The following is a 20,191-nucleotide window of genomic DNA, read 5'->3' as shown; positions in this document are numbered from 1 at the left end:
AAATTATTAAATTTTACATGTTGACATTCTTAAAAAAAATTTTCACCTGGTGGAATCGAGATACAATTGGTACTAGGATCAAAACTATATTATTTGGTAAATTGATCGGATCAGATGAACATGGGAATAAATATTATCAAAGCAAAAAAGGAAAAAGGTGGGTAATTTATGCGAATGAAATTGATGCATCAAAAATTCCAGTTGAATGGTATTCTTGGATTCATTTTATGCCAAATAAAATTGAAAATATTCATAAATTAGAGAAGCATAATTGGCAAAAACCTCACCAAGCTAATTTGACCGGTACTGACTCAGCTTACTATCCAAATAAGAACAATAAAAATGCAACTGAAAAAAAATATAAAAGTTGGAAATAAACTAAATTTATTTTTATTTATATATTTATTTTTTATATTTATAACACTTAAGACTAGTGCTGAAATCAACCTTGATGGAAATAAAACTGATATAAAAATATTAGATAAGATTAGTTCCAAAAATGAGTTGATAAAATTAGTCAATAATGAGGAATTTATTTATAAAGATTTAGCTATAAAAAGTATTAAATGTACTGACTCTAAATTTGATGATAATCCTGAGGTTAAGGCATATATCCAAGTAAGAGATTTAACAAAAAAAGATAGAAATAACGTTTTTGTTTTTAATGGTTGGATGTTCTCATCAAGCCCCTCTATAGCACCTTTCGATCATCCTGTTTACGATATTTGGCTTGTCAGCTGTTACTAAAGTATTTTATCTTTATCTAACCAACTAACATTAAAATCAGACTCGATAAACTTCTTATGATTTAGCAATTTTTTATGTAATGGGATTGTTGTGGTAATTCCCTCTATAACAAACTCATCTAAAGACCTGTTCATCCTTTGAATAGCCTCTAATCTATTTCTACCATGGCAAATTAGCTTGCAAATCATACTATCATAATAAGGAGTTACTTTATAACCCTGATATATTGCACCATCAACTCTAGTTCTGAAGCCCGATGGTTGATGACACATGCCAATCAATCCAGGCGATGGTTGGAAATTTTTACTAGCATCCTCTGCATTTATTCTGCATTCTATAGCATGCCCTCTTGGATTTATATCACTTTGTTTTAAAGCAGTTTCTCCAGAAAACGCTATCCAAATTTGTTCTTTAATAATATCTATACCGGTTACCATTTCAGTAACAGGATGTTCAACTTGAACTCTTGTATTCATTTCAAGAAAATAAAATTTGCCATCCTCATAAATAAATTCAACGGTTCCAGCACCCATATAGCCAATTTTTGATACCATATTTACAGTTTTTTCAAAAAGATCTGTTCTTATCTCATCAGTTAAAACTGGGCTTGGTGTTTCCTCAATTAGTTTTTGGTGTCTTCTTTGAACAGAACAATCTCTTTCATAAAGATGAATAGTTCTATTTTTTCCAGCTAAAATTTGAACTTCAATGTGCCTCGGATTTTGAAAAAATTTTTCTATATATACTTCATCATTTCCAAAATATTTTTGAGCTTCAGATTTTGCAGTTGAAAACAATGTTTCAAATTCATCCTCTTTGTAAACGATTTTCATACCTTTTCCACCACCACCACCAGAAGCTTTAATCAAAACTGGAAAACCAATTTTTTTGCACAATTCTTTAGCTTCTTTAACATCTTTAACTCCACCTTCAGATCCCTCAATAACTGGTAGACCATTTTCTTTGGCAATTTTTTTTGCTTGAATCTTATCTCCCATCATCTCTATTAATTCTGATGATGCGCCTATAAATTTAATATTATTGTCCTCAAGCACTCTCGCAAAATTAGCATTTTCTGAGAGAAAACCATAACCAGGGTGTACAGCTTCAGCATTGGTAATTTCTATAGCAGATAATAGGGCTGGGATATTTAAATAACTATTTGCCGGTTGATGAGAGCCTATACAAACACTCTCATCTGCCATTCTTACATGCATACTTTCTTTATCTACATCAGAATGAACAGCTACAGTTGAAATCCCCCATTCCTTACAGGCTCTTATAATTCTAACCGCAATTTCACCACGGTTAGCTATCAAAATTTTTTTAAACATTAATCAAGAATTAATAAATTTTGACCAAATTCTACAGGTTGACCATCTTCAACACAAATTTCTTTTACAACTCCATCTGCAGTTGATGGTACATGGTTCATGGTTTTCATGGCCTCTACGATCATTACCGTGTCGCCTTTTTTAATTTTTTTTCCAATCTCAACAAATTTTTTTGCACCGGGTTCAGGTGCATGATATGCTGTTCCTATAATTGGGGATTTAACTTCAACTCCTGTTTTAGTTTTCTCTGATAAATTAATATTCAAATTATTTACATCAGTTTTTGGACTTGGAATATTCTGACTATTTACTGAAATATTATTTTTAGATACTTTAATTTTAGTATCTTTCTCGGTATACTCTAACTCAGTAAGATTAAATTCTTCTAAATAGTCACTAAGTTCTTTGATGATCTTTTTATTAATTTTCATTTTGTAAGAGCTTTTGCATTGAAATTATGGCTAAAATATAACCATCAGTACCTAAACCAAAAATACCACCTGTAACTACGTCACTTATCAAAGATTTATGTCTAAATTCTTCACGTTTATATATATTTGAAATATGTAACTCAATAATTGGTTTTTTAAAAATACTTAATGCATCTCTAATAGCCACAGAGGTATGTGTAAAACCTGCAGCATTGATTATAATTCCATCAAAATTTTTTCTAGAGTTTTGTATTAAGCTAACTATTTCGCCTTCAATATTTGATTGTGAAAAATCAGCTACTAAACCTAATTCTTTTGATTTTTTTAAACAAATTTCTTTTAAATCTTCAAATGTAGTAGATCCATATTGTGATTGTTCTCTTTCTCCTAATAGATTAAGATTTGGACCATTAATTATAATTATCTTATTGTTCATTTAACATTTATATACGATGAAAAAAAAAATAAAAATAAAAATAAACGGTAAAATAAATAAAATTGATGATAAAACTAAATTATCTGACTTAGTTAAAAAATTAAAAGTCCCTTTGAAAAAAGTTGCCATTGAGTTAAATAGAGAAATAGTGGATAAAAAAAATCTAAATAAAATCAATTTAAAAGTTAATGATACAATTGAAATTGTACACTTTATTGGAGGTGGTTAGTTTTGAAAAAAGATAATCTAATAATTTCAAAGATAAAATTTAATTCGAGATTGATCGTTGGTACTGGCAAATATAAAAATATGTCAGAGTGTGCTAAGGCTATAAAAATATCTGGGGCTAATATTGTGACTGTTGCAGTTAGAAGAGTAAATATTACTGATAAAAAAAAACCTTTATTAATGGATTATATAGATCCAAAAAAAATAACTTATTTGCCTAATACTGCTGGCTGTTTTAATTCACAAGAAGCATTAAGAACACTCAGGCTTGCAAGAGAAATCGGAGGATGGAAATTGGTAAAGCTTGAGGTTTTGGGTGATAAACAGAATTTATTTCCTGAGATGATAGAGACACTTAAATCTACAGAAATTTTAACAAAAGAAGGTTTTAAAGTTATGGTTTATTGTAATGATGATCCTTTAATGGCAAAAAGATTAGAAAATGCAGGAGCTGTAGCTATAATGCCGCTTGCAGCACCAATAGGATCTGGTTTAGGAATTTTAAATAAAGTTAATATAAAGATTATTAGAAACCAAACAAAATTACCTTTGATTATAGATGCTGGTCTAGGACAAGCATCAGACGCAACAATCGCAATGGAATTAGGTTGCGATGGTGTACTAGTAAATACAGCAATCGCAAAAGCAAAAAAACCATTTCAAATGGCAGAAGCATTTAAAAATGCAGTCATAGCTGGAAGGCAATCTTTTTTATCTGGAAGAATTGAGAAGAAATTAATGGGTAGTGCTTCTTCTCCAAAAAAAGGGACTATTTAGTTTTTTTATAAAACTTTCTTTTCCTATAAGTTTTTTTTCTCTTTTTTATATCAATTATTTTTTTATTTTTAGTTAAATCATCTAGATTTTTAAGTTTTTCGAAATACTCTATTAATTCAATAGTTTTTTTTGACTTATTTTTTATATCAATAATATATTCTGGAATAATTAAATTGTTGTCAGAAATTATATCTATTTTCATCTTATTTTTCTTTTCAAAATAAGTAAGATTTTCAATAAAGTTTTCTTTTAAAAATGCTGAAATTTTTTCGCATACTCTTAGTTCTACAAATTTAGCTTTGTTTAGAACAGCTTTCAATTCAACTAGTTTTAATATTTTTTGAGCAAAAGACTCGTCTGTTAAAGTAACTTTCCATTTAACAGCACTTTCTCTAAGTCTTTGTCTTGACATTTCTAGTAACCCAAAATTACTTATTCTTCCAATTTGAATTCTTGCTCTGTCAGATCTACACTTTTCTTTAAGTCTTCTTTCAACCATTTTTCTATTCCCAAAACTCAACATATCTATAAAGTCTATAATAATCAGTCCTGATAGATCTCTAATCTTAATTTGTCTCGCAATTTCTTCTGCTGCTTCTAAATTTGTATCTAATGCAGTACTCTCAACATTTTTTTGTTTAATTGAGCTTCCTGAGTTTATATCAATTGAAACTAAAGCTTCTGTCGGGTTTATTACTAAATAACCACCAGAGCTCAATTTTATCTCAGTATCAAATATTTGATTTAATTTTTGTTCAATACCCTCTTCAAAAAATAGGGGAGTTTTTCCCCTATACTTTTTAATTTTTTTTACTTGAGACGGCATAAGCATTTTCATAAAATTTTGAGCTTTTTTATAGCCCTCGTTTCCCTCTATTACGATACTTTTAGTGTTTTCATCGAACATATCTCTTAAAGTTCTATTTATTATCTCACTTTCCTGATGAATTAGTGAAGGTGCAATTGCATTAATTGCATTATCTTTAATTTGGTTCCAAGACTTAATTAGAGTTTCCAAATCGTGATTAATTTCATTTTTTGTTTTATTACTTCCCGCAGTTCTCACAATTAATCCCATTTCCTTAGGTATTTTAATCTCATTTAAAATTGTTCTTATTTTTTTTCTGTCTGCTGGATTAAAAATTTTTCTCGATATACCACCACCTTTAGGTGTATTAGGCATTAAAACAATATATTTACCTGCAATAGAAATGAAAGTACTAAGTGCTGCACCTTTTTGACCTCTTTCATCTTTAATAACTTGAACGAGTATGACTTGATTTGGTTTGATTACCTCTTGAATTTTATATCTTTTAAATTTATTTTTACTTTCAAATTTTTTCTCTTTATCAATATTATCTTTTTCTTTTTCTTCATTTTCTTTCTTTTCTATTTCCAAAGGATCATCAACTTCTAATTTACCCTCAGCTAAATTTTCTTCCTCTTTTTCCTCAACCTTTTTTGATAATTCTTCTCTTAACTTTTCTTCCTCTTGTTTTATTTTTTCAAGATCACTTTTTGGTATTTGATAATAATCTGATTGGATATCATTAAAAGATAAAAAACCATGGCGCTCTCTACCAAAATCAATAAAAGCCGCTTGTAAAGACGGCTCAATTCTACTTACTTTTCCAAGATAAATATTATTTTTTATGAGGTTATTTTTTGAACCCTCATATTCATAGTCTTCAATATTATCTTTTGATTTAAGAACAACCCTAGTTTCATTAGGATGCGAAGCATCGATATATAAATTTTTTTCCATAATTTTAAGTTTAAGTGTTTCATTTAGTACTTATTTTTTTAAAAATTTTGTTAATTATATAATGCCTTATCTTTAACAAATTCCTATATATAATGAAATCAAAATGACAAAGTTACTCAAAAATTTTTTAGTTTTATTATTGAGTATTTCCTTATTATCTGTGATCGTTATTTTTGGCATTTTATGGACCTTTTCTAACAATATTCCAGATTATAAATTTCTTAAAAATTATAAGCCGCCCGTATCTAGCAAAATGTATTCAGGAAATGGAGATTTGGTTGCTGATTTTTCTAAAGAAAAAAGGATTTTTGTTCCCTATAATGCTATTCCATCTAATGTAATAAATGCCTTTTTGTCTGCTGAAGATAAAAATTTTTTTACTCATCCTGGTGTTGATGCAAAAGGTGTTCTTAGAGCAACATTTAATAATATAACCAATATAATGACCTCAAAAAGACTTGAGGGAGCTTCTACAATCACACAACAGGTTGCAAAAAATTTTCTGTTAACTAACGAAGTTAGTTTAAATAGAAAAATTAAAGAGGCAATTTTAGCATTTAGAATAGAAAGAGCTTTAAATAAAGAAAGAATATTAGAATTATATCTTAATCAAATATATTTAGGTAGCGGAGCTTATGGTGTTGCTGCTGCAAGTTTAGAATACTTTGATAAGTCAATTAAAGAACTAAATTATGCTGAAGCAGCTTTATTAGCAGCTTTACCAAAAGCGCCCAGTAAATATAATCCTTACAATAATATTGATTTAGCAAAATTTAGAAGAGATTTAGTTTTAAAGAATTTGTATCAAAATGATTTTTTAAGTATTGAAAAATATAATGAATATAAAAATCTAAATATAAAATTAAAAAAAAAGAAAAAAATTTATTTAGAAGACGCCCAGTATTATATTGAGGATGTTAGAAAAAATATTATAGATAAACTTACTTATGAGAAAGTTTATAAACAAGGGTATAATATTAATACACCAATCAATTTAAACCTTCAAAAAATTGCAACCGAATCCTTAAGAAACGGTCTAATTGCTTATGATAAAAGAAAAGGATGGCGTGGCCCAATTACAAGGATAAAATATAATGATAATTGGCATAAAAATGTAGATAAAAAATATAAATTAGAGAATTCTATCAATTGGGAAATCGCGATTATTAAAGAAATAAGTCAATTTCAAACAAAAATTGAAACTTTAAATAAATCAAATGGTTTAATAAAATATAATGAAATTTCGTGGACAAAAAAAGAGTTTGAAGAATTATTCAAAGTTGGTGATTTAATTTATGTTAAGAAAGTCAAAGATAATTATTATAGTTTAAAACAACTTCCAAAAATAAATGGCGGTATCGTAGTAATGGACCCTTACACCGGGCGTGTCTTAGCTTTAAGTGGAGGATTTAGTTTTAAATCAAGTGAATTTAATAGAGCTACTCAAGCACTGAGACAGCCTGGTTCAGCGTTTAAACCATTTGTGTATGCTTTGGCATTAGAAAATAAATACACTCCATCATCTTTAGTTCTTGATGCACCATTAGTTTTAGACCAAGGGGTTGATTTAAAAAAATGGAAACCAGAAAATTATGGAAAAAAATTTTATGGACCATCCACATTAAGAGTTGGGCTTGAGAAATCACGAAACTTAATGACAGTAAGAATAGCTCAAAATTTAGGAGTTGAAAAAGTAGCAAAATTTTCTAAAGAACTAAAAATTTATGAGGACCCTGAAGAATTATTATCAATTTCTCTGGGATCAGCTGAAACAACTCTTTTAAATTTAACCTCAGCATACTCCTCATTCGTAAACGGTGGAAAACTAATAAGCCCTATCATTATAGATAGAATTCAAGACAGTGAAGGAAATACTATAATCAATAATGAAAATAGAAAGTGTATGAATTGTGATACAATTTCATTCACTGGAAAAGATTATCCTCAAATTGAAGATAACTATAATCAAGTAATGTCTGAACAAACTGCGTATCAAGTTACAACCTTATTAGAGGGAGTTGTAAAAAGAGGAACTGGTAAAAAATTGAGAGATTTACAATTAAACTTGGCTGGAAAAACTGGAACCACTAACGAAAATACTGATGCATGGTTTATTGGATTTACATCTAATTTGGTGATTGGAGTTTATGTTGGAATGGATAACCCTAAATCATTAGGTAAATTTGAAACTGGATCAAAAGCAGCATTACCAATTTTTAGAGAATTTATTGAAAAATCAGTTAAAAAATCTGAAGCAAGGCCATTTAAGGTGCCTGAAAATATGACATTAATGGTAGTTGATCCGTTGACTGGAGAAAAGGCTAAATTTAATTCAAAAAATACGATTATTGAAGCTTACAAAAGTAAAAATGTTTTAAATGGAAAAGTATTGTATTCTGGTAACAATAGAATCGATACAAACAATATATTAAAGTTTTATTAATGGACGATAAATATTTAGATCTTAAAAAAGAAATTGAAAAAATTAACCACAGAGTTAAGGAGTATCTTTGAAAAAAATAAGATTTACTCAAAACTAGATGATCTAGAGAAAAAAATGCTTGGCGCCAATTTTTGGCAAGATAAGTCAGATTCTCAAAAAACCATTAAAGAAAAAAAACTTTTCGAAGATTTAGTAAATTCATTCAAAGACTCAGCCACACAACTTAAAGATTTAGATGACCTTTATACCTTGGCCACAGATGAGAATAATCTTAATGTGAAAAAAGAAGTAATGGAAAATATTAGAGAATTGAGATCAAAAGTTAAAAAGAATGAAATAAAATGTTTTTTATCTAAGGAGGCAGACTCATTTGATTGCTATGTGGAAATTCATGCTGGTGCTGGCGGCACAGAAAGTCAAGATTGGGCTGATATGTTAAGAAGAATGTATATGAAGTGGTCAGATGGTAAGAATTATAAGTGTAATTTAATAAGTGAACACAAAGGTGAAGAAGCAGGAATTAAATCTTCAACTATTAAGATTGAGGGTGATTATGTGTTTGGGTGGCTAAAAAAAGAGTCTGGAATTCACAGACTTGTAAGAATATCTCCCTTTGATTCTGGAGCAAGAAGACATACTAGCTTTGCAAGTATTTGGGTTTATCCGGTCGTCGATGAAAACTTGAATATAGAAATACTAGATAAGGACTTAAGAATTGATACCTATCGTTCAAGTGGTGCCGGCGGACAACATGTTAATACAACTGACAGTGCTGTTAGAATAACTCATATCCCATCAAAAATAGTCGTACAATGTCAAAACGAGAGGTCTCAACATAAAAATAAAGAAACCTGTATGAATATGTTAAGAGCAAGACTTTACGATTTTGAAATGAAAAAAAAAGATAAAGAAAATCAGAACAATGAAGCATCTAAATCTGATATAGGGTGGGGTCATCAAATTAGATCATATGTGCTTCAACCTTACAGATTAGTTAAGGACAATAGGACAAACTTTGAAAGCACAAGCCCAGATAAAGTTTTAGATGGTGACATTGATGTTTTTTTAGAAAAATCTTTGTATCAAATTAAATGAAAAAAATAATTTTTAGATTTTTAATCCTCATATTATTATTAATCTTTGGTTTCATTACTTATTTAAGCACCATTGGTATAAAAACGAATGCTTTTAATGATCAAATAATTAATGAAGTTAAAAAAATTAACAATCAATTAGAATTAGAGTTAGATAAAATTAGTATCATTTTAGACCCTTTCAAATTTAAATTAGTTTTAAAAACAATTGGGGCAAATCTTAAAAATAAAAATAAATTAATTAAACTAGAAAGTGTTAAATCTAATATTAATATTAAGACATTCATAAATAAAAAATTTTCATTATCTGAATTAGATATCAATACTAGGACTATAGAAATAAAAAATTTAATTTCATTTGTAAGATCAATTGAAGATAATCCTCAAATATTCATATTAGAAAAGTTTGTTAAAAAGGGATATTTAATAGCAGATATAAATCTTAAATTTGATCAAAAAGGTAATATCAAAGATGATTTTATTATAAAAGGATTTGTAAAAGATGGCGAAGTAAAACCTTTTAAAAAAATAGCTTTATCAAAAATAAATTTTATTTTTAGTATTCAAAATAACGAATTTGGATTTAAAGATATAAATTTATCATATGATAATAATGATTTGAAGTTTCCAGAATTAATTTTAACTAAACAAAAAAATGAATTTCTAATATCAGGTATAAACAAGAATAAAAATTTAGTTTTAGATGATAAAAGAATAAATCAATTATTAAATAATGACTTTTCTCATGTAAAGTTTGAGTCTGCTGAGTTTGATTTAGAAAATACTTTTTCATTTAAAATAAATAACAAATATAAGATAGATGATTTAAAGATAAATTCCTTAATGAATTTAAAGAGTTCTAAAATTGTAAGTTCCAAAAATTTGAAAGAGTTTTTTCCAGAATTAAATGAGATAATTGAGTTATCAAATCACCAAATACAAATTGAATATAAAAAAGATCTTCTAAGTATTATTGGCAATGGAAATATTCTTATCCAAAAAGAAAAAGATAATATTAGTTATAATTTTTCAAAATCAAAAACAAAACTAAAATTTGACACCTCATTAGAAATCAAAAAAAATCCATTTCATCTTAATTTTTTGAATTATAAAAAAGATCAAGATAATAAATTAAAGATTGTTATGCTCGGAGTTAAAAATCTTTTATCTAATGAAATCAATTTAAAGGATATCTCAATAAAAGAAAAAAATAATAAATTTCAACTAAAAAATTTATTATTATCAAAGAATTATAAGATTAAATCTATAAGTATGGTAAATTTGGATTATTTTGATAATGACCTATTGAAAAATGAGTTATCTATCAAAAAAAAAGATAAAGATTATTTATTAGACTCTAAGAGTTTCAACGCCACTAAAATTATAGATGATTTATTGAAAGCTGATAAAAATTCAGAAAGTGAAAAAATTTTTTCTAAAAATTTCAGACTAAATATTGAAATAAAAGAAGCATACCTTGATAAAGATCATCTAATTGAGGATTTAAATGGATATCTAAAATTCAACGACAGTGAAATAATTGATGCTAATTTACTAGGAGATTTTTCAAATAAAAAGAGGATTAATTTCACCGTTAGATCTACTTCAAATGAAAAAATTACCACTCTTTATTCTGATTTAGCCAAGCCTTTTGTGAATAGATACAAATTTATAAAAGGTTTTGAAGAAGGTAATTTAAATTTTCATTCTATAAGACAAAACAATGTTTCTAATTCAAAATTAATAATAGATAATTTTAAAGTACAAGAGGTACCAGCTTTAGCAAAGTTATTAACATTAGCATCTCTTCAAGGTATCGCTGACCTATTAACTGGTGAGGGAATAAGATTTACAGATTTTGAAATGAAATTTTCAAACAAGGATGAGTTGATGAAAATAGAGGAACTATATGCCATCGGCCCTGCTATTTCTTTATTAATGGAAGGGTACATCGAAAGTGATGATTTAGTTAGCCTCAGAGGAACAATGGTACCAGCAACGACAATTAATAGAACTATATCATCGATCCCTCTTCTCGGAGATATTCTAGTAGGAAAGAAAGTTGGAGAAGGTGTTTTTGGTGTAAGCTTTAAAATTAAAGGTTCACCAAAAAAATTAAAAACAACTGTAAATCCCGTTAAAACGCTTACACCAAGATTCATAACCAGAACTCTTGAAAAAATAAAAAAAAATTAGCTTATTTCAACTTTGATATGTCTTTTTTTCCCCAAGGATAGTTTGATTGTATTATCTTCAAATAATTTTTCACTGATTATTAGTTTTTCATCATTGATAACTTGATTATTAATTTTAACACCACTACCTTTAATTAATCTTCTTATCTCACTTTTAGATTTTTCTAACTTGGAAAGAATTATTAGATCAACGATAGTTAGCTTATCACTCAATTGGTTTTTTTTAATTGCAATAGAAGGTAGTGCAGAGCCAATTGAATTTTCTGAAAAGGTTTTTTTTGCTGTTTCTTCACTTTTTTTTGCTTCTTGTTTACCATGGAGCATAGAAGTGGTTTGATTTGCTAAAACAATTTTTTGTTCATTTATATTTTTTTCTTTAATTTTTTCTATTTCATCAACACTTAAATCTGTGAAAAATTTCATAAATTTTGATACATCTCTATCATCTATATTTCTCCAAAATTGCCAATAATCATATGGAGACAAAAATTTTTCATCTAACCATATTGCTCCATTTTCGGTTTTTCCCATTTTAGCACCAGTCGCTAACGTGATTAAAGGAGTGGTTAAACCATATGTTTGTTGATTGGAATATCTTTTTATTAAATCTACACCATTAACTATGTTACCCCATTGATCAGATCCACCAATTTGTAATATACAATTTTCTTTATTGTTAAGTTCTAAAAAATCATAAGCTTGCAAAATCATATAATTAAATTCCATATAACTTAGAGATTGTTCTCTATCCAATCTTGTTTTTACACTTTCAAATGTTAACATCTTATTTATTGTAAAATGTTTTCCAATATCTCTCAAAAAAGAGATATAATTTAAACCTTTAAGCCACTCATAGTTGTTAACAAATATTGGTTTTATATTTTTATCATTTGTATCTAAAAATTTTTTTAAAATTCTTTCAATATTTTGAGAGTTTTTTTCAATTTCATCTTCACTTAAAATTTTTCGTGTTTTATCTTTACCAGATGGGTCTCCAATTCTTGTGGTTCCCCCACCTAATAACACAATTGGCTGGTGCCCATGTTTTTGAAGCATTCGTAAACACATAATTTGTAGGAGACTGCCAACGTGTAAACTTTCAGCTGTGCAATCAAAACCAATGTAGGCTTTAATCTTTTTTTTATCCAATAAAGAAGATAACTCATTCTCATTGGTACATTGATAAAAGTAACCTCTGTCTTTAAATTCTTTTAAAAATTTATTCATAAGCGTATAATTCTACAATATACAAATTTTGTTAAAAAAAAATAATAATGAAGAAAAAGATATTTACCTCAATAGGTTTGATGAGTGGTACATCAATGGATGGAGTAGATTTATCTGTTATAAAATCTGATGGTAATGATCAATTTTCTAGTATTTATAATACTTATAAAGAGTTTGATGATGGACTTTACAAGCAATTAATTAGTTTAAGAGATAAAATCAGCAATTCTACAGACCTAAAAACTCATTCTAAAGAGATCAACAATTTAGAAAAAAAATTTACATTATTCAATAGTCACTTAATAAATGAAGTCATTAAAGATATTGATGAAGATATTGATATAATAGGCCTCCACGGTCAAACTATTTTTCATAATCCAAAAATTCAAATTTCAAAGCAGATAGGAGATGGAAGACTTTTATCTAGTTTATTTAAAAAAATTGTAATCAATAATTTTAGACAAAATGATTTAAATCATGGAGGCCAAGGTGCTCCGCTTACACCAATATTTCATAGTTTAATTTCAAAAATTATCCAAAAAAATTTTAAGGTTAAATTACCAATTAACATAATTAATATTGGAGGTATTACTAACATTACTCAAATTAAAGAAGATCTCAATAATTCAATAAAATTTTTTGCTTACGATGTAGGCCCAGGAAACTGTTTAATAGATGACTGGGTCAGAAATAATAAAGATTTAAAGTTTGATAAAGATGGAAATTATGCAAATATTGGAAAAGTTGATGATCTCATTTTAAATCAAGCAATAGATAACTTTGAGTTAAAATCTTATGAAACATCATTGGATATAAAAGATTTTGATACATCATTTGTAAAAGGTTTGTCATTTGAGGATGGGTGTGCAACTTTAACAAAATTTACTGCATATTTAATTACTGATGGTTTGAGGAAAATTGATAAACAAAATAATATTAATCCTAATCAATATATATTTTGTGGAGGTGGAAGAAAAAATAAATCTTTGATGCAATTGATTGAAAATTATTTAGTAAACAAGAATATAATTATAAAAGATATAGATGATTATAACTTTGATGGAAATTTTATTGAGTCGCAAGCTTTTGCATATCTAGCAATAAGATCATATTTAAAATTACCAATTTCATTTCCAAGCACTACAAGAAGTAAAAAAGCTATTTCAGGTGGTGATATTTTACAAAACTTTTAATAGAGTGCAGTTTCCTTTTTAATATACTTGTTCAAACATTTATTTAATTCAGTCTCACTTTTTGTAAAAAAATGATTTGCTTCGGATATAGTTTGAAATTCTACTTTTATTCCCTTCTGTGCGCTAAGTTTATTATCCAAATCTTTAATAAATTCAAAAGGTACTAATTCATCTTTTTTTCCATAAACCATTAAGCCAGATGATGGACAAGGTGATAAAAAAGAAAAATCATAAACATTTGGCTGTGGTGAAATTGCAATAAATCTATTTATCTCAGGTCTCCTCATTAACAACTGCATAGCAATTAAAGAACCAAAAGAAAATCCTGATACCCAACATTGTGAATTGTCAAAATTTTCTCTTTCTAACCAATCTAGGGCAGCTGCAGCATCTGCTAATTCTCCTTGTCCATTATCAAATTCTCCGTCACTTTTTCCAACACCTCTAAAGTTTACTCGACATACAGAAAAATCATTCTCCATAAAAGCATGAAAAGTTTCTACAACAACTTTATTATTCATTGTTCCTCCATATTGAGGATGAGGTTGTAATACCAAAGCGATAGGTGAAGTACTTTTTTTACTTTTAAAATATTTTGCTTCGAGTCTCCCGGCAGGACCAGGTATGAATATTTCTAAAATTTTATTATCCATAATTGATATTGATAATTATTCTCAAAAAAAAATTACGTTTAACACATGTACGTGACAAAATGTTAGTATTTTTTTCTGTTAGATACTTGACTATTTTAGTCAGGTTTATATATACCCCAGTAAAATAAAGGTTTTATGAAATTAACATCTAAAGGCAGATATGCGGTAATGGCTTTAGTGGATCTGGCAAGGTTTAACAATATTAACCCAGTATCTTTAAGAGACATCTCGCTTAGACAAGGTATTTCGCTTGATTACTTAGAGCAAATTTTTTCTAAACTTAGAAAAAAAGAGATTGTTCAAAGTGTAAGAGGAAATCAAGGTGGCTACGTTTTAAATAAAAAAGCTAAAGAGATCAAACTTACAAATATTTTTGATGCTGTTGATGAAAAAGTTAAAACTGTTCAATGTAAAAAAGAGTCTAAAAAGGGCTGTAACGGTAAATCTACAAAATGTTTAACTCATAATTTATGGGATGAACTTGAAAATCATATTAATGATTTTTTTGAAAAAAAGAGTTTAGAAGATCTTATTCAAGATAACATCGAGAGAAGAATTTAAAAATGGATACTAGAGAAAAAGATATAGAAAAATTAAAAGATTATAAATACGGTTTTACAACTGATATTGAAAATATTAAAGCTCCAAAAGGCTTAAATGAGGATGTAATCAAGTTTATTTCTAATATCAAGAAAGAACCACAATGGATGTTAGACTTTAGATTGAAGGCTTATGAGCGATTAAAACTTTTAAAAGAACCTGACTGGCAAAAACCAAAATATCCAAAAATTGATTATCAAGATTTATATTACTATTCAGCACCAAAAAGTATGAAGGATAAGCCAAAAAGTTTGGATGAGCTTGATCCTAAACTTTTAGAGACATATAAAAAACTTGGAATTCCATTACAAGAACAAGCAAGATTAAATGGTATTGCAGTTGATGCTGTATTCGACTCTGTTTCAGTTGCTACTACCTTTAAAGGTGAGCTGACTAAACATGGAATAATTTTTTGTTCAATGTCAGAGGCAATTCAAAAACACCCTGATCTTGTAAAAAAATATTTAGGTACAGTTATACCAGTCACAGATCATTTCTTTGCCACACTAAACTCTGCTGTTTTTACAGATGGATCATTCGTCTATATTCCCGAGGGTGTTAAGTGTCCTATGGAACTATCAACTTATTTTAGAATTAATGCATCAGAGACAGGACAGTTTGAAAGAACGTTAATTATTGCTGATAAAGGAAGTTACGTGAGTTACCTTGAGGGATGCACTGCGCCAATGAGAGATGAAAATCAATTACACGCGGCGAATGTCGAATTGATTGCTTTAGACGATGCAGAAATAAAATATTCAACAGTGCAAAATTGGTATCCAGGCGATGAAAATGGTAAAGGTGGAATTTATAATTTTGTAACTAAAAGAGGATTGTGTAAGGGAAAAAATTCTAAGATTTCTTGGACACAAGTTGAAACAGGTTCTGCTATAACTTGGAAATATCCAAGCTGCATATTAAAAGGTGATAATTCAATTGGCGAATTTTATTCTATAGCAATAACCAACAACCATCAAAAAGCAGATACTGGGACAAAGATGATTCATTTAGGAAAAAATACTAAAAGTAAAATTATTTCAAAAGGTATAAGTGCTGGATTTTCTGATATGACTTATAGAGGTTTAGTAGATATTAATTCAAAAGCTAAAAACTCTAGTAATTATACACAATGTGACTCTTTATTGATGGGAAATAAATGTGGCGCACATACAGTCCCGTATATAAAAAATAAAAATTTTGACTCAAATATTGCACATGAAGCTACGACATCAAAAATAAGTGAAGAACAATTACATTATTGCCAACAAAGAGGACTTAACGCTGAGGAAGCTGTGGGATTAATTGTTAATGGCTTTTGTAAAGAGGTATTACAACAATTACCAATGGAGTTTGCAGTTGAAGCTCAGAAACTTGTAGGCATTAGCTTAGAAGGGAGTGTTGGTTAATGCTTAAAATAAGTAATTTGAATGCGAATGTTGAGAATAAATCGATTTTAAAGGGTTTTTCATTGAATATAAATCCTGGCGAAGTTCACGCAATTATGGGTCCAAATGGATCAGGAAAAAGCACATTATCTAATATCCTTTCAGGTAAAAAAGGGTACGAGATATCAGGTGATATTCTATTTGAAAATAAAAATTTATTTGATTTAGAGACTGAAGAAAGAGCACATAAAGGAATATTTTTGGCTTTTCAATACCCGTTAGAAATTCCAGGTGTTAATACAAATATCTTTTTAAAAACATCTTTAAATGCAATTAGAAAAGCAAGAGGTGAAAAAGAATTAGATGCAATTGAATTTTTAAAACTTGTTAAAGAGAAAGCTAAAGAATTAAAATTTGACGAAGAAAAACTAAATAGACAATTAAATGTTGGATTTTCAGGTGGAGAAAAAAAGAAAAATGAAATTCTGCAAATGTCTATGTTAGCCCCAAAATTATCCATTTTAGATGAGACTGACTCAGGTCTAGACATAGATGCGCTTAAAATAGTAGCAGATGGAGTTAATACTTTAAGAAATAAAGATAATTCTTTTTTAATAATAACTCATTATCAAAGATTATTAGATTACATTAAACCTGATTTTGTTCACGTTTTAATGAATGGAAAGATAATAAGATCTGGTGGTCCAGAATTAGCAATCGAATTAGAAAAAAAAGGATACGAAAATTTTAATTAAATGAGCGAGCAATTACAGTCAGACTTTGATAAATTAACAAAAACTTCAAAATTTTCTAATGAAGAAATCCAGTTTAAAAAAAATTTCTTAAATAATTTTATAAAAAAGGGTTTTCCAAATAGAAAGCAAGAAGATTGGAAATTTTTAGATATTAGCCAGATCATCAAAAAGAATATTAGTAATTTAAGTTATTTCAATGATTATTCACAATCTAATAAAATCGATCCATCAATTTTTGTTAATGGTTTGGAGCATAATAAAATTATTTTTATTAATGGAAGGATCGAAAAAATTGATTTTAATTTTGAAGACCAAAATAAAATTGAAATAATTGATGAAACTAAAAAAGATATATCATTTGATTATGATAATTCATTAATTGATTTGAATAGTGCATTTACTTATAAAGTTTTTAAAATTTTGATTAAAAAAAATTATTCTCTAAAAAAACCTTTGATAATTTATCATTCAATAAATAATAAAACAAAGTCAACTAATATCAATTTGAGATTAGATTTTGAATTAGGTGAAAATAGTTGTTTAAAGCTTATTGATTATTTTAGTAATGCCACATCGAAAAACTTTATCAATATTTTTTACAACTTCAATTTAGAGAAAGATTCAATACTTAAAAACTATAAAATTGATAAATTTAGAAATAATAATTTAAAATACTCTTTTAACAATATTGAACAGGACAATAACAGTGTATCAGAAACATTTATATTATCTGCTGGTTCAGATTATTTTAAAAATGAGATTAATTGTAATTTAAATGGTGAGTACTCATCAGCATTTATAAACGGTATTTTTTCCTTAAAGGAAAATCAACAACACGAAATTAGAACTACAATAAATCATTTAGTGGAAAACACAAAAAGTTATCAGCTTATTAAAAGCGTTCTTGGAAAAAATTCAAAATCTGCATATCAAGGAAGAATATTTGTAAATTCAAAAGCTCAAAAAACTGATGGATATCAATTGAGTAAAGCAATACTGCTCGATGAGACATCAGAGTTTAATGCAAAACCAGAATTAGAAATTTATGCTGATGATGTAAAATGTTCTCACGGATCAGCATCTGGTAGCTTAGATGAAAATTCAATTTTTTACTTAATGTCTCGTGGTTTGAATTATCAACAGTCAAAAGAACTTCTGATTAATGGTTTTTTAATGGATGTTGTTGAAAAGATTACAGACGTAGAAATAAAAAACTTAATTACAAATATTATTGGATTAAAACAATGAACATAAATAACATTAGAAAAGAGTTTCCGATTTTTGATGAAAAAATTCAGAATAACGATTTAGTTTATCTAGATAGCGCCAATTCATCTCAAAAACCTAAGGTAGTTTTAGATAGAATAAATGATTTTTATTCTAAACAATTTTCAAATGTAGGTAGAAGCATACATTATTTAGCTGTTGCAGCTACTAATTTGTATGAAAATACAAGAACTTCTGTCCAAAAATATATAAATGCGAAAGATAAAAATGAAATTGTATTTACTAAAGGTGCTACAGAAGCTTTAAATTTGGTCGCTAACACTTTAGGTCAAGCGATCTTAGAGCCAAATGACGAAATTTTGATTACAGAGCTAGAACATCACTCAAATTATGTTCCATGGCATTTTTTAAGAAAATCTAAAAATATAAAAATAAAGTTTGCAGAGATAAATGAAGACGGAGATATTCCGATTGAAAATATAGAAAAAGAAATTACAGATAAAACTAAAGTAATAGCAATAACTCATTTATCCAATGTCACTGGCGCAGTTTTACCAATCAAAGAGATAACCCAATTAGCACATTCAAAGGGCATAGTTGTTGTAGTAGATGGATGTCAGGGAGGACCACATTTAAAATTAGATATGCAAGACCTGGATTGTGATTTTTATGCAATATCATGTCATAAAATGTATGGCCCGACAGGACTTGGAGTTTTGTATGGAAAAAAGAAATGGTTAGAGCAACTTCCACCATATCAAGGAGGTGGAGGTATGATAAATGAAGTTAAAAAAGATAGAATTTCTTATGGTGAACTTCCAAATAAGTATGAGGCTGGAACAATGGCTACAGCTCAAGTCATCGCGTTTGATCAATCAATAAAATTTTTAGAAAGTATTGGAATTGATAATATTATTAAACATGAGAAAGAATTAATAGAATACGGCCAAGAAATTTTAAAAAAGAATAATTCTGTAAAACTAATTGGAAATCCGAAAGAGCGAGGTGGAGTTCTATCTTTTACGGTAGAGGGAGTTCATCCACATGACATTGCAACTATTCTGGATGAAACTGGAGTTGCTATAAGAGCGGGTCATCATTGTTGTCAAATACTTCATGACAAATTAGGTATACCTGCAAGTGCGCGAGCATCATTAGGAGTTTATAACACTAAAGATGATTTAGATAAGTTAAATGAAGGTATTAACAATTGTAAAAAAATTTTCGATTTAAAATGAACTTAAAAGAATTATATCAAGAAATAATATTAGAGCATGGAAAGAACCCCCGAAATTTGGGTAAAACAGAAAATTTTAATAAAGATGCAAAAGGCAATAATCCATTATGTGGAGATAATGTACACGTATATCTTAAATTAAATGATCAAAGAAAAGTAGAGGATATTTCTTTTGAAGGAAGTGGATGTGCAATATCAATGGCATCAGCTTCAATAATGACTGATTTGATTAAAGGCAAAAGTGATAATGAAGCTAAAGAAATAATTGAGGATTTTTTAGGAATGATTAAAGAAAATCCTGAACTTAAAAATAATATTTTAAAAGAGGACGATAAAACGAAATTGATGTGTTTATCAGGTGTTAAACAATATCCAATGAGAGTTAAATGTGCTACCTTATCTTGGCACACTTTAGTATCTGCAATGGAAAATGATGGAAAAGAAATAACAACAGAAAATTAGTT

The 20,191-nt window shown here is 28.0% G+C and carries 20 protein-coding genes; 14 read left to right on the top strand and 6 right to left on the bottom strand.

Annotation, left to right across the window (positions count from 1 at the left end; all coding sequences use genetic code 11):
• Window positions 1–17 precede the first annotated feature (17 nt).
• Together ACTT9C_RS00275 and ACTT9C_RS00270 are read left to right on the top strand one after the other, a co-directional pair.
• Complete coding sequence (locus tag ACTT9C_RS00275; RefSeq protein WP_440922508.1) at window positions 18–377, top strand: NADH-ubiquinone oxidoreductase subunit NDUFA12 family protein; 360 nt, start codon at window positions 18–20, stop codon at window positions 375–377.
• Entirely contained in the window at window positions 343–747 is a 405-nt protein-coding gene (locus ACTT9C_RS00270) for a DUF2155 domain-containing protein (protein WP_440922507.1), read from the top strand. Before ACTT9C_RS00275 ends, ACTT9C_RS00270 begins: the two co-directional genes overlap by 35 nt.
• On the opposite strand, the gene accC is transcribed toward ACTT9C_RS00270, so the two are convergent.
• Genes accC through aroQ form a run of 3 tightly spaced genes read right to left on the bottom strand, consistent with a single transcriptional unit; the run spans window position 744 to window position 2,948 of the window.
• Window positions 744–2,081, bottom strand: a complete 1,338-nt coding sequence (gene accC / locus ACTT9C_RS00265; protein WP_440922506.1) for an acetyl-CoA carboxylase biotin carboxylase subunit — start codon at window positions 2,079–2,081, stop codon at window positions 744–746. The genes ACTT9C_RS00270 and accC overlap by 4 nt on opposite strands.
• Window positions 2,081–2,512, bottom strand: coding sequence for an acetyl-CoA carboxylase biotin carboxyl carrier protein (locus tag ACTT9C_RS00260; RefSeq protein ID WP_440922505.1), 432 nt, complete (start codon window positions 2,510–2,512; stop codon window positions 2,081–2,083). The genes accC and ACTT9C_RS00260 overlap by 1 nt, the downstream gene beginning before the upstream one ends.
• Entirely contained in the window at window positions 2,502–2,948 is a 447-nt protein-coding gene (gene aroQ / locus ACTT9C_RS00255) for a type II 3-dehydroquinate dehydratase (protein WP_440922504.1), read from the bottom strand. Before aroQ ends, ACTT9C_RS00260 begins: the two co-directional genes overlap by 11 nt.
• 16 nt (window positions 2,949–2,964) lie before the next feature.
• Here aroQ and thiS point away from each other — a divergent pair, with 16 nt between their 5' ends.
• Both thiS and ACTT9C_RS00245 read left to right on the top strand, forming a co-directional pair.
• Window positions 2,965–3,177: a sulfur carrier protein ThiS gene (gene thiS / locus ACTT9C_RS00250; RefSeq protein ID WP_440922503.1), complete on the top strand. Its 213-nt coding sequence runs from the start codon at window positions 2,965–2,967 to the stop codon at window positions 3,175–3,177.
• Between the two features lie 2 nt (window positions 3,178–3,179).
• The gene (locus tag ACTT9C_RS00245; RefSeq protein ID WP_440922502.1) at window positions 3,180–3,953 is read left to right on the top strand and encodes a thiazole synthase; all 774 of its coding nucleotides are present in this window, start codon (window positions 3,180–3,182) and stop codon (window positions 3,951–3,953) included.
• Here the strand turns inward: ACTT9C_RS00245 and ACTT9C_RS00240 are convergent.
• Window positions 3,946–5,718, bottom strand: coding sequence for an Rne/Rng family ribonuclease (locus tag ACTT9C_RS00240; RefSeq protein WP_440922501.1), 1,773 nt, complete (start codon window positions 5,716–5,718; stop codon window positions 3,946–3,948). The two genes, ACTT9C_RS00245 and ACTT9C_RS00240, sit on opposite strands and share 8 nt — an antisense overlap.
• Window positions 5,719–5,971: 253 nt before the next feature.
• On the opposite strand from ACTT9C_RS00240, the gene ACTT9C_RS00235 reads away from it, so the two are divergent.
• From ACTT9C_RS00235 to ACTT9C_RS00225, 3 genes are read left to right on the top strand one after another with little or no spacing between them, the layout of a single operon-like run.
• Complete coding sequence (locus ACTT9C_RS00235; RefSeq protein ID WP_440922500.1) at window positions 5,972–8,161, top strand: penicillin-binding protein 1A; 2,190 nt, start codon at window positions 5,972–5,974, stop codon at window positions 8,159–8,161.
• A gap of 18 nt (window positions 8,162–8,179) precedes the next feature.
• Window positions 8,180–9,256 carry a peptide chain release factor 2 gene (gene prfB, locus ACTT9C_RS00230; RefSeq protein ID WP_440923111.1) on the top strand — a complete coding sequence of 359 codons (1,077 nt, stop codon included), beginning with the start codon at window positions 8,180–8,182 and terminating at the stop codon, window positions 9,254–9,256.
• A complete protein-coding gene (locus ACTT9C_RS00225) occupies window positions 9,253–11,451 on the top strand; it encodes a hypothetical protein (RefSeq protein ID WP_440922499.1) in 2,199 nt (732 codons plus the stop codon). Before prfB ends, ACTT9C_RS00225 begins: the two co-directional genes overlap by 4 nt.
• Here ACTT9C_RS00225 and tyrS read toward each other — a convergent pair.
• Window positions 11,448–12,677: a tyrosine--tRNA ligase gene (tyrS, locus tag ACTT9C_RS00220; RefSeq protein WP_440922498.1), complete on the bottom strand. Its 1,230-nt coding sequence runs from the start codon at window positions 12,675–12,677 to the stop codon at window positions 11,448–11,450. The genes ACTT9C_RS00225 and tyrS overlap by 4 nt on opposite strands.
• A gap of 47 nt (window positions 12,678–12,724) precedes the next feature.
• Here tyrS and ACTT9C_RS00215 point away from each other — a divergent pair, with 47 nt between their 5' ends.
• Window positions 12,725–13,870, top strand: a complete 1,146-nt coding sequence (locus tag ACTT9C_RS00215) for an anhydro-N-acetylmuramic acid kinase (RefSeq protein ID WP_440922497.1) — start codon at window positions 12,725–12,727, stop codon at window positions 13,868–13,870.
• On the opposite strand, the gene ACTT9C_RS00210 is transcribed toward ACTT9C_RS00215, so the two are convergent.
• Window positions 13,867–14,511: an alpha/beta hydrolase gene (locus tag ACTT9C_RS00210; protein WP_440923110.1), complete on the bottom strand. Its 645-nt coding sequence runs from the start codon at window positions 14,509–14,511 to the stop codon at window positions 13,867–13,869. The genes ACTT9C_RS00215 and ACTT9C_RS00210 overlap by 4 nt on opposite strands.
• Window positions 14,512–14,658: 147 nt before the next feature.
• Between ACTT9C_RS00210 and ACTT9C_RS00205 the strand changes: the two genes are divergently transcribed.
• The 6 genes from ACTT9C_RS00205 to sufU are packed head-to-tail and all read left to right on the top strand — an operon-like array spanning window position 14,659 to window position 20,189.
• Window positions 14,659–15,084, top strand: a complete 426-nt coding sequence (locus tag ACTT9C_RS00205) for an Rrf2 family transcriptional regulator (protein WP_440922496.1) — start codon at window positions 14,659–14,661, stop codon at window positions 15,082–15,084.
• Between the two features lie 2 nt (window positions 15,085–15,086).
• Window positions 15,087–16,529, top strand: a complete 1,443-nt coding sequence (gene sufB, locus ACTT9C_RS00200; protein ID WP_440922495.1) for a Fe-S cluster assembly protein SufB — start codon at window positions 15,087–15,089, stop codon at window positions 16,527–16,529.
• The gene (gene sufC / locus ACTT9C_RS00195) at window positions 16,529–17,263 is read left to right on the top strand and encodes a Fe-S cluster assembly ATPase SufC (RefSeq protein WP_440922494.1); all 735 of its coding nucleotides are present in this window, start codon (window positions 16,529–16,531) and stop codon (window positions 17,261–17,263) included. Before sufB ends, sufC begins: the two co-directional genes overlap by 1 nt.
• Complete coding sequence (locus ACTT9C_RS00190) at window positions 17,264–18,511, top strand: SufB/SufD family protein (RefSeq protein WP_440922493.1); 1,248 nt, start codon at window positions 17,264–17,266, stop codon at window positions 18,509–18,511.
• A complete protein-coding gene (locus tag ACTT9C_RS00185; RefSeq protein WP_440922492.1) occupies window positions 18,508–19,728 on the top strand; it encodes an aminotransferase class V-fold PLP-dependent enzyme in 1,221 nt (406 codons plus the stop codon). Before ACTT9C_RS00190 ends, ACTT9C_RS00185 begins: the two co-directional genes overlap by 4 nt.
• Window positions 19,725–20,189: a Fe-S cluster assembly sulfur transfer protein SufU gene (sufU, locus tag ACTT9C_RS00180; protein WP_440922491.1), complete on the top strand. Its 465-nt coding sequence runs from the start codon at window positions 19,725–19,727 to the stop codon at window positions 20,187–20,189. Before ACTT9C_RS00185 ends, sufU begins: the two co-directional genes overlap by 4 nt.
• The last annotated feature ends 2 nt before the right edge of the window (window positions 20,190–20,191 follow it).

This window comes from Candidatus Pelagibacter sp., assembly GCF_052049575.1.
In the GTDB taxonomy this organism is placed as follows: Bacteria; Pseudomonadota; Alphaproteobacteria; order Pelagibacterales; family Pelagibacteraceae; genus Pelagibacter.
This window is presented reverse-complemented; position numbering and strand designations above follow the sequence as displayed.

Excerpts from the sequence above, each read along its gene's own strand:
- accC (WP_440922506.1), bottom strand. The coding sequence starts at position 2,081 with ATGTTTAAAAAAATTTTGATAGCTAACCGTGGTGAAATTGCGGTTAGA.
- sufB (WP_440922495.1), top strand. The coding sequence starts at position 15,087 with ATGGATACTAGAGAAAAAGATATAGAAAAATTAAAAGATTATAAATAC.
- ACTT9C_RS00240 (WP_440922501.1), bottom strand. The coding sequence starts at position 5,718 with ATGGAAAAAAATTTATATATCGATGCTTCGCATCCTAATGAAACTAGG.
- aroQ (WP_440922504.1), bottom strand. The coding sequence starts at position 2,948 with ATGAACAATAAGATAATTATAATTAATGGTCCAAATCTTAATCTATTA.
- ACTT9C_RS00275 (WP_440922508.1), top strand. The coding sequence starts at position 18 with ATGTTGACATTCTTAAAAAAAATTTTCACCTGGTGGAATCGAGATACA.
- ACTT9C_RS00270 (WP_440922507.1), top strand. The coding sequence starts at position 343 with ATGCAACTGAAAAAAAATATAAAAGTTGGAAATAAACTAAATTTATTT.
- sufU (WP_440922491.1), top strand. The coding sequence starts at position 19,725 with ATGAACTTAAAAGAATTATATCAAGAAATAATATTAGAGCATGGAAAG.
- tyrS (WP_440922498.1), bottom strand. The coding sequence starts at position 12,677 with ATGAATAAATTTTTAAAAGAATTTAAAGACAGAGGTTACTTTTATCAA.
- ACTT9C_RS00205 (WP_440922496.1), top strand. The coding sequence starts at position 14,659 with ATGAAATTAACATCTAAAGGCAGATATGCGGTAATGGCTTTAGTGGAT.
- ACTT9C_RS00225 (WP_440922499.1), top strand. The coding sequence starts at position 9,253 with ATGAAAAAAATAATTTTTAGATTTTTAATCCTCATATTATTATTAATC.
- thiS (WP_440922503.1), top strand. The coding sequence starts at position 2,965 with ATGAAAAAAAAAATAAAAATAAAAATAAACGGTAAAATAAATAAAATT.
- ACTT9C_RS00235 (WP_440922500.1), top strand. The coding sequence starts at position 5,972 with ATGTATTCAGGAAATGGAGATTTGGTTGCTGATTTTTCTAAAGAAAAA.
- ACTT9C_RS00260 (WP_440922505.1), bottom strand. The coding sequence starts at position 2,512 with ATGAAAATTAATAAAAAGATCATCAAAGAACTTAGTGACTATTTAGAA.
- ACTT9C_RS00190 (WP_440922493.1), top strand. The coding sequence starts at position 17,264 with ATGAGCGAGCAATTACAGTCAGACTTTGATAAATTAACAAAAACTTCA.
- ACTT9C_RS00215 (WP_440922497.1), top strand. The coding sequence starts at position 12,725 with ATGAAGAAAAAGATATTTACCTCAATAGGTTTGATGAGTGGTACATCA.
- ACTT9C_RS00185 (WP_440922492.1), top strand. The coding sequence starts at position 18,508 with ATGAACATAAATAACATTAGAAAAGAGTTTCCGATTTTTGATGAAAAA.
- sufC (WP_440922494.1), top strand. The coding sequence starts at position 16,529 with ATGCTTAAAATAAGTAATTTGAATGCGAATGTTGAGAATAAATCGATT.